Below are 8,600 nucleotides of genomic sequence, written 5' to 3'. Positions count from 1 at the left end.
GTCATAAGACGGGACTTTGTTTGTTTTGTAGATTTGAGCCGTATGCGGGGAAACTCGCACGTACGGTTCTCGGGGGGCCCGATCTTCGTAAGAGGATCGGGCTACCCGACCAACTCGCTTATCTAATTGCACCAGACCTCTTCAGGTAGGTCTCGTCGACACGCCACGAACGACCCACGGCTGTAGCAAAGCGGTTCCAGCGTTTGACGAACTCAGGCGTATAACGCCTCACCCAGCGAAGGATGGTCGTGTGAGCCAGCGACAAACCCCGTTCGGCCATCATCTCGACCAGATCGCGCAGGCTCAGCTTGTAGCGCAGGTACCAGCGAACACACAGGATGATGATTTCCCGATCAAAATGCCGCCCATCGAACAACCCCTCCAGCCCCTTGCGCTTGATCATCACCGGCTACCCGTTTGATAGGCTCGCTACTTTATCCGATTCGCCGAGCATATTTGCACCAGAGCCAATCACTTCACGCAGGTCGTCGGGTAGTTCAAACACGTCGAGCGCCTGTTCGGGCGTCCAGTCCTAGGGGACGATGAAGCTTAAGCCGCGGGTGCGGCCGGAAGGCAGCGGCGGGGCTTTCATGACGACTCGCCTCCTTTCGCCGATTTACCCGGACTGCGCTGGCGGATCGAGGATCAAACCTGTGGCTTTCAGCGATAAATGGCTGTTCGCAATCAGCCTTCTCCTTCACTCAATCTTTCCGCGAGACGCACCATCAAGTCCATTCGCTCATGGAAAATCGCCACAATCAATGCGGGCGCGTTCTCACGCGGGAGGCAAAAAACATAGTGATGCTGGTAGTGAGCCATGCGCAATGCCGGATAGACCACGCTCATGTCCTTGAACAGCCCTTTGCGGGCTGCAAGGCTGGCAATGCCTCGTTCTAGCCTGGCGATATAGCGTCGCACTTGCGCGTCGCCCCATTGTTTGCGTGTGTAGCGGATGATACCGCGCATGTCGGCTTCGGCCGCTTCCGTCAGAACGTAGTCTGGGCTCAATCGCGGCGACCCTCGCCTAATTCGTCATCGAGTATTTCGTCAATGGTTTTGGCAGATACCTTCCCCTTAAGCCCATCGTTGATGCGCGTTTCCAGGAGGGTTTTTAGTTCCTGCCATGCCTGATCGATGGATGCGTCGGTCGGAAACAGGCGTTCGATTGCGTATTGTTTAATAGTCTTGCCCTGCAAGGCCGCAAGTGCCTTCAGGCTTTGATGCTGCTGGTCGGACAGGTCGATAGTCAGGCGGCTCACGTGATCACCCTTGCGGTTAATTTCCAGAACCCCACATTAGCACAAATGTGGGGTTCTGGTAACGGTCTTCTTGCCTGTCCGTCAAACGGCGGTTTGTCTGCCCGGCGCTAGCGTCGGTTTCCTGCCAACGCCGGTATGCGTTCGAAGGCACAGCAATCCATTGTGGCAGTTGATCCATATTCGGCCTTATATACTGAGATTGATCTTTTCAGAACCAAAGGCGAATCTGCGATTCGCCAGCCAGTCTATAGTGCGCGTTGGTTACCGCGTAGTTCCGCTTCGGCCACCTGCTTGGCTCACCCGTCTTCAGTCTCGCCTTGAAAGGCATGAAAGCATTCCAGTCCAATCGATCACCGGGCTCTTCCCGCCGGACCCACGATCGCCGCGCAAGGGACCCTGCTGAACAAGGCCGCTCTGTAGCAACGCAGGCACAGGGGCGGACGTTTGCGCGTTTCGCTTCGGAAAGCATTTCGCATGCCGCAGCGACCGTCGACTTTTCCGGGCCGCCTTCTGGTGATGGGCATCCTTAACCGGCTCCCCGGGTTGCCAGCGGGCGGGAGTCACCGGTCGACTCGGTGCCAGCTGGCGCTACCAGGCGATGCGGTGTTTTTGTTCGGTTTCCCGATGCCGCTGGTCGTCATCGGCATGCAGGTAAAGGCTCGTGGTGGTGAGCGACGCGTGGCCGAGGTTGTCACGGATGAGCCGCAGATCGACGTCACCGTCGGCCATGTGGGAGCCCGCGCTGTGGCGCGGCCAGTGCGCGGACGCCCGCTCGAGCTGGGCCGCACGGGCGACGTATTCGTCACCGCGCAGGCGCAGTTTTCCGGCGGCGCCGGCGAAGATGCCCTTGACGATGGTGTGCAGCGCGGCGCGCGTGAGCGGCTTCATGGATTTTCCGAGAGGCAGCACGAGCGGCGTGTCCTCATGCGGGGCGGGCAGTACGGGCAGGCCACGTTCGCGCCGGTAGCGGCCCAGCTCGACCATCATCTCGGCGGAGGCGGGCACGAGCCGCTCCCTGTCGCCTTTGCCGGGCACGTCGAGCCACCAGCGCCCGTGCCCGTCGGCGTCGCGGCGGCAGAAGAAGCGCCCCATCGTGTTGCCGCTGACCTCCGAAATGCGCAGGCCGCCCAGGTAGAGCAGGGTGAACAGCCACCGCGCACGCCAGTAACGCTCGCGTTCGCGCTCGCGGTCCGTCTCGCGGGGCAGCGAGTCGATGTGGACCTTGACCTCCTGCCACAGGTCACGCTCCAGAAAGCGCGTGATGCGCGGCGCCGCCCGGCGCGCGCGCTGGCGCGAGAGTGACAGCGGGTTGCCGGCGAGATAGCCGGCCCCGACGAGCCACGAGAAGAGGGCGTTGAGGATCACCATGGCCTGGCGCTGGCTGCTGGTGGCGAGCGGCCCGTGAAACGGGCGCCAGCGCGGATCCTCACGCGGAAACTTTCGGCCGCCCGCGACCCAGCGCCCGCGCGGCTGCGGATCGGCGAGGAAGCGCTGGTAGGCGAGCAGATCCTCGTGCGTGAGCGACGACAGCGGCTTGCCGGGCTGGACGAGCGACCAGAGCAGCAGGCGTTCGGCTTCCTTGCGATAGTTTTCGAACGTGGTCGGGGTGTCGGCGACCCGGGCCAGCCACGCCCGCACGGCCGCGAGATCGTCATCGGCGCTGATCTGGCGGCGGCCGGTGGCGCGGTTCACGCCGGTGCGGCCGTCGAGCTCATCGGGCAGGTCGAGGGTGTCGAGCGGGCGCGGGGCGATCAGTGCAGTTTTCATCGGGTTCCCAGTTGGCCGTGGGTGTCACGCGGTGATTGTCACACTGCACCCCATAAATATCACATTATAGGATTAATGTCAAAATTCATATCCGGCGAAGTAGAAAATAACCGGTTTACGTTGTAATATTCATCAGGATCACTGCTCCCGACGACCCATGCCCGACCTGATCCCCGACGAAGTCGGCCTGCGCGCCGAAATCGAGCGCCTGAAGGCCGCGTTTCCGGTGACGCGCGAGCTCTACCGCGAGGTCTGCGCGCTGCTGTTCTTCCGGCACGGCGTCACGCCGACGGCGAACCGCCTCTACCAGCTGGTGCGGCGCGGCAGCATGAGCACGCCGGTGGCGGTGCTGGCCGCATTCTGGGCCGGGCTGCGCGAGAAAAGCCGCGTGCGCATCGAGCACGCCGGGCTGCCCGAGGAACTGCGTGATGCCGCTGGCGAGCTGGTGGCCACCCTCTGGCAGCGCGCCGCCGCCACGGCGCAGGATGCGCTCACGTCCCTGCGCGATGAGGTGGAAGCCGCCAGGCTCGCCGCAGAGGCCTCGGTCGCTACCCTGCAGGCGGATCTGGCGCGTACCGAGTCGGCGCTTGGGCAGCGTACGGTTGCCCTGCTCGCCGCACAGGTCGAGATCCGCGATCTGGATAAGGCGCAGGCCGAAGGCCACGCGCAGCGCCAGGCACTGGACGCGGAACTGGCGCGGCTCAATGCGGCCTTGGCTGCGAGGGATAGTGAGCTCATGGAGGTGCGGGAAGGGTTTTCGCGCGATCTGGGGAAGCAACGCGAAGCTGCGGAACGCGCCGAAGACCGCCTCCGGGCTTCCGAAAAGCGTGCCCTGCTTGAGATCGATCGTGAGCGCAGTACTGCGGCGAAGCTACAGAAGGAGCTGGACGAAGCCATGCGTCGCGCGGACCACAAGGACGCCGACCATCGCCGTGCGATTGAAGCCATACAGGCGCAGCTGGGCGACGCGCGTCATCAGGCTGGCATGCTGCAGGGGCGGTTTGACGCTGTTCAGACGGAGAACCTGCGGTTGCAGACCGAGATGACGACGCTGCGGGAAGCGGAAACGCGTGCACGGGAACCCCTGGCGTCGTCCGCATCGGCTGGAGTCCGGAAGGCACCACGGGCGACCCGTTCGTCTCGCACGGTGCCGACAGCCAAAGCAGCAACGCGGCGCAAAAAAACGGTATAAGCGCAAAGGTACTCGCCACCAGGGAAACGGGTACATGGCTGATATATATCTTCTCGCCGGACTGCGCTTCCGCTGGGGGCAATAGCGCCCGCTGGCTGAACCACTCCTGCCAGCCGAACTGCGAGGCGATCGAGGACGAGCGGGGGCGGGTTTTCATCGAGACGCTCACAGACGTGATGCCGGGCGAGGAGCTTTCTATCGCCTACGGACTGACTATCGATGGAGCGATTACGCCCGAATTGGTCGCCGACTATTCCTGCCACTGTGGGACGAAGCGGTGTACCGGTTCGATCCTGACCCCTGGCGAGCGGATATCAAGCTCGCCCCTGACAGACGCATCCCGTTTTTCCTTCGAAATGAATTGGCGCCAGAAGACCCGGCAAGCTGGGCGCCGTCCCGTCGCGCGCAGCCGCTATCGTCATCTGTGCAAGGCCGGCGCGCCTTGCCAGCACGCCGTCGACAGAGTAGGATTAAATCCTGTCAGCTTGGAGAGCGCCATGCGTACCACCCAGCAGTTCAGCATTACCCTGCCCAACGAGATGGCCGAGCTCATCCGCACCAAGGTCGCCAGCGGCGAATATGCTTCTGAAAGCGAGGTGATCCGCGACGGGCTACGCACCCTCGCGGCCCGCGACAGGGCCATCGAGGCCTGGCTGCGCGACGAGGTGGTGCCTGCGGCCGCAGCGTTGCGCGCGGAGCCAGCGCGCGCGCTCACGCCCGAGCAGGTGCGCGCTCACCTGGCGAAAAAGAGCTCGGGCGCCGCATGACCTACCGGGTGCAGTTTGCCCCGGAAGCGCGGGACCAGCTTGAAGACATGGAACGGGTTCATCATTGAAGCGGGTTCGCCCGTCACGGCGGTTCGCTTCGTGGACGCCATCGTGAATTTCTGCCTGCGCCTGCAGACGTTCCCTGAGCGCGGCGTCCCGCGCGATGATCTGTTATCTGGCGTGCGCGTGACCCACTACCGGCAGCGCGTGGTCATTGCTTACCTTGTGGATCCCGAGATGGTGTCAATCGTTGGCGTGTTCTACGGCGGACAGGCCCGGGAACCATCTTTCGCAGACCCGACGGAACACGACCATTGATGACGCATCCGCACCGTGGTCACCGACGCGAGCGGTCGGCGCACAATCGTCGAGTCGCTCGACGAGTAAGGCAGGAAATTGAGAAGCGCAGTGAAATGGAATAATCTCATCAGTCCGACCAGCCAACTGTTCTGAATCCGACGGATGCAGCTCGACATTTTCAACGACAGCCGTGACGTGATGCTGCGCAATGACGTCCTGTCAGCCTTGCAGCGGTACGATGCTGCGGGCGCCCGGCGCGCGCTGCAGACCCTTGCGAACGAGTATCCAGACGATGTTGCCCAGGTGTATTTCGGTCCGATCGTCAATGCTCTCGAGGGCCGATCGACGGTACCGTTTGACCGTCACGAAGCCGCCCTGCAGGCTCGCCAAGCGTTATATCACGAAGTCCAGCCCGCAGTCGCGCATCTGTTCCCGAGGCAGAGTGGGGCGACCTGGCTCGCACCCCTCTGGGCAGAACTGGCCGGGCGCGCCGCTGCGCTGCCTTTCCGTGCGGACCACGCGGATGCGCACGCGGCGCCGCTCTTCCTGCTTGCTGCGCGGTGGACCGAGGCCTTCGATGCGATATCGCGCATCGCGTCCTGGCGACGGATTCCAGCGCCGCTTTGCTGGATGACGGAGGCACGTTACCGGCTCGATGGCCTGGACGCGGCCTGGCCATTGCTGGTGGAACTTGCGTGGCTTTCTCCATCCCGGTTTGACCAGCTTTTGAGCCGGCTTGGCGACGCGTGTGTCAATACGTTGCGGCGTAACTTCGATACGTCGTTCGACGGCGCCGGCGACATTGACGATCTCGCATGGTTTCCGGCGTGGGTACTCACGGAAAAGACCGGCCTCGCGCCGCTGTTCAAACAGGCAGAGCCTTCGCGACGTAATGTACCCGAGCGGGCGACGAAGGTGATGCTCCGGTTACTCAGTCTGGAGCGTCAGGGCCGGCATCACGAACTGCTTGAAACCCGGCGCGAACTGCAGGCGCTCAACACGGCGCTGTACGCCGTCTATATGAAGACGCGCTGACCTGGCACCCCGGAGCATGACACGCACAACCTCTCACAAATGAGCTTTCGCCACGCAGTTCCGGCGTGGCGCCTTCGGCTGGAAATCCGCGTTGCCGATCCAGCGTCTGAAAGAAGCGCTGGCGGAGATCCGGCAGATCGCCCGCGCCGCCCCTGTTCTCGCCGCGGACGGCGCGGTCGCTTTGCTCGAAAAGCTTTCGCCGGCGCTTGAACACGTAGACAGCTCTTCGGGGGCAATGGGCACCGTCGTGAATTGCGCAATCGACGCGCTTGTGCCGGTCATCGCCGGGGTGGACGTGCCCGCTCCGGTCCGGATGCGTTGGCTGGAACGCCCGTTTGATACGCTCCAGGACGACCCGATGCCGTATATCGAACAGCTGGGCGACCGCTGAGGTGATCTGTGCGCGTCGCCTGCCATTGCGTCAGCATGGGCAGACCGGCTGTTGCCGACTACAGCGCGCATGATGGGCGCTGAAGGACTGGGAGAACATTTCGCGGGTACCACCGCCTGCCTGAGCGCGCTCAATGCCGCCCGGCGCCATGAGGAACTACTCGCTCTCGTGAATGGCGCGCGCCTGAACTGGTGGGAGTATCGCCAGTACGGGGTGGATGCACTGATCGCATTGAAGCACTGCGTTACGCGGAAGCGTCGAGGGGGGCTGAACGCGCGCACTTCCGCCATCGCCCGCAAATACGAAGTGATCCTTCTGTCGTCGAGCATGATGGACGAGGCATATCGGCGCTACGCAATCGAGGCCAATCAGGCCGCCACGCATCTCGCAACATTCCGCGCCATCGCGAAAAAATATCCGGATAGGGAGTCCCGACAGCATCCTCCACGATCTCGTCGCCAGCAGTCCCGGCGCGGAAGGGAAATGGTTCGCCGCCGCGAAAGACGCCGGCCTGCTCGATCTGGCGGCGTCGCTTGCGATGCGCGGCCCCACCGACCCGCGAACCCTGACGCGGGCCGCACGCGATTTCGCGCAACGCAGGCCCGAATTCGCGATGGCCTGTGGCACGGCAGCGTTGCACTGGATGGCCGCAGGCTTCGGGTATGAAATCACGGGGAGCGATGTGCTGGATGCCTACGGTGCGCTGGCGGATGCGGCCGTTGCCACCGGCATGGAATGCGACGAGCTCAACAAGCGTCTGAGGGCGCAGTTTGCGGACTTTCCGGGGCACTCGTTCGTCGCCACGGTACTGGCGCATCATTGGGCGGTGTAACGTCGCGAGATGCATCCTGGCCACAGCATGGACGGTTTCTGCACGCCCGAGGCCCGGCGGGTCGTTGTCAACGGATCGCTTCCAGTCGTACGGAACCAGCACCCGTTTTGCCGCGAATGACTGGACTGAAGCGCAACGCAACTGGAGACGGTAGTTTTATGATAGGCAGAATCGGTACAGGACTTGCATCATGGAAGAGTACAACCCCGAACGCGTACCCGAACCTGAGTCATGGCTTGAGCTTGACGAGCAGGAGCGAATTTTACTCGTCGAAACGTATCACCGCGTCGCCCGGATCAAGCTTCCCAACGTCACGGCACACGCTGCGCTACACGCGGTCGTCGAAAACCAGATCGCCCTGAACCTTGAGCCCGTGGTTCAGGCGATGGATCGCCTCGGGAAAGAAGGGCTTACGCGACACGACGAGGTTCACGCGATCGGCTCAGTCGTCGCAGAACATCTGTTTGATATTTTGAAGACGGATCAGAACGACGATGCTGCGACTTCGCAGGCGCGTTACTACGCGGCTGTGGAGCGATTGACCGCCGCGAGCTGGCGCGGAGGTGAGCGATAGTGCCGATACCATCGAAACTTCAGCCGTGGTTTGAGGCGAGGCAGCGTTTCAGATTGAGCCATGCTCATATCCAGATGGCGCGCGAACTGGGATTGAATCTGAGATTGACCCGCGAAAACGGACACCTATCCTTTTGAACAGAAGGAGGAGTGTCGAAATGGGCAAGCATCGTATCCCGTACCCGGAGGAGTTCCGGGCGCACATGATCGAGCTGGTGAGGGCCGGACGCAGGCCGGAAGATCTGGAAAAGGAATTCGAGCCGAGCGCGCAGACCATCTACAACTGTGTGGCGCAGGCCGATCGTGACGCCGGAGTGCGTCATGACGGGCTCACCACGGCTGAACGGCAGGGAGCGACAACCATGGCTACCTGCGTGTTGCCTCACGAAGGAATGTTACCCGACGGATTGTTGTCGTTTCGCTTTCCCTCTTCTCTTCTTTTGTGGTTTGCCGGGCGCGGAGCGCCCGGCCCCCGGCGACTTTC

The 8,600-nt window shown here is 62.7% G+C and carries 11 protein-coding genes and 2 pseudogenes; 9 read left to right on the top strand and 4 right to left on the bottom strand.

What is annotated here, in order from left to right; translation table 11 throughout:
* Positions 1-130: 130 nt before the first annotated feature.
* From HV796_RS38845 to HV796_RS38830, 4 genes and pseudogenes are all read right to left on the bottom strand, one after another.
* A pseudogene (locus HV796_RS38845) lies at positions 131-403 on the bottom strand (IS6 family transposase); the annotation flags it as partial.
* A gap of 281 nt (positions 404-684) precedes the next feature.
* A complete protein-coding gene (locus tag HV796_RS38840; protein WP_175233096.1) occupies positions 685-1,008 on the bottom strand; it encodes a type II toxin-antitoxin system RelE/ParE family toxin in 324 nt (107 codons plus the stop codon).
* The gene (locus tag HV796_RS38835) at positions 1,005-1,259 is read right to left on the bottom strand and encodes an antitoxin (RefSeq protein ID WP_175233095.1); all 255 of its coding nucleotides are present in this window, start codon (positions 1,257-1,259) and stop codon (positions 1,005-1,007) included. The genes HV796_RS38840 and HV796_RS38835 overlap by 4 nt, the downstream gene beginning before the upstream one ends.
* Before the next feature lie 588 nt (positions 1,260-1,847).
* Entirely contained in the window at positions 1,848-3,026 is a 1,179-nt protein-coding gene (locus tag HV796_RS38830) for a tyrosine-type recombinase/integrase (protein ID WP_175233094.1), read from the bottom strand.
* A 157-nt stretch (positions 3,027-3,183) separates the two neighbouring features.
* Here HV796_RS38830 and HV796_RS38825 point away from each other — a divergent pair, with 157 nt between their 5' ends.
* From HV796_RS38825 to HV796_RS38790, 9 genes and pseudogenes are all read left to right on the top strand, one after another.
* Positions 3,184-4,218 (top strand): DNA-binding protein, encoded by a 1,035-nt coding sequence (locus HV796_RS38825; RefSeq protein ID WP_175233093.1) that lies wholly within the window; start codon positions 3,184-3,186, stop codon positions 4,216-4,218.
* A pseudogene (locus tag HV796_RS45735) lies at positions 4,125-4,415 on the top strand (SET domain-containing protein-lysine N-methyltransferase); the annotation flags it as partial. The gene HV796_RS38825 and the pseudogene HV796_RS45735, both read left to right, overlap by 94 nt.
* A 300-nt stretch (positions 4,416-4,715) precedes the next feature.
* Positions 4,716-4,985: a type II toxin-antitoxin system ParD family antitoxin gene (locus HV796_RS38815; RefSeq protein WP_175233092.1), complete on the top strand. Its 270-nt coding sequence runs from the start codon at positions 4,716-4,718 to the stop codon at positions 4,983-4,985.
* 39 nt (positions 4,986-5,024) lie between these two features.
* The gene (locus HV796_RS38810) at positions 5,025-5,303 is read left to right on the top strand and encodes a type II toxin-antitoxin system RelE/ParE family toxin (protein WP_343053080.1); all 279 of its coding nucleotides are present in this window, start codon (positions 5,025-5,027) and stop codon (positions 5,301-5,303) included.
* Positions 5,304-5,447: 144 nt separating this feature from the next.
* Positions 5,448-6,320, top strand: coding sequence for a hypothetical protein (locus HV796_RS38805; RefSeq protein ID WP_175233091.1), 873 nt, complete (start codon positions 5,448-5,450; stop codon positions 6,318-6,320).
* Between the two features lie 91 nt (positions 6,321-6,411).
* A complete protein-coding gene (locus HV796_RS44795) occupies positions 6,412-6,711 on the top strand; it encodes a hypothetical protein (RefSeq protein ID WP_246356317.1) in 300 nt (99 codons plus the stop codon).
* Positions 6,712-7,249: 538 nt separating this feature from the next.
* Positions 7,250-7,543 carry a hypothetical protein gene (locus HV796_RS44790; protein WP_246356316.1) on the top strand — a complete coding sequence of 98 codons (294 nt, stop codon included), beginning with the start codon at positions 7,250-7,252 and terminating at the stop codon, positions 7,541-7,543.
* A 190-nt stretch (positions 7,544-7,733) separates the two neighbouring features.
* Positions 7,734-8,117: a hypothetical protein gene (locus HV796_RS38795; RefSeq protein ID WP_175233090.1), complete on the top strand. Its 384-nt coding sequence runs from the start codon at positions 7,734-7,736 to the stop codon at positions 8,115-8,117.
* Positions 8,118-8,274: 157 nt separating this feature from the next.
* A partial coding sequence (locus HV796_RS38790; RefSeq protein WP_484555922.1) for a transposase occupies positions 8,275-8,600 on the top strand: 326 nt, incomplete at its 3' end.

Origin of the sequence: Paraburkholderia humisilvae, assembly GCF_902859855.1 — a bacterium.
GTDB classification, from domain to species: Bacteria; Pseudomonadota; Gammaproteobacteria; order Burkholderiales; family Burkholderiaceae; genus Paraburkholderia; species Paraburkholderia humisilvae.
Note: the sequence above shows the minus strand (reverse complement) of the source record. Positions and strands in the feature narration are given on the sequence as shown.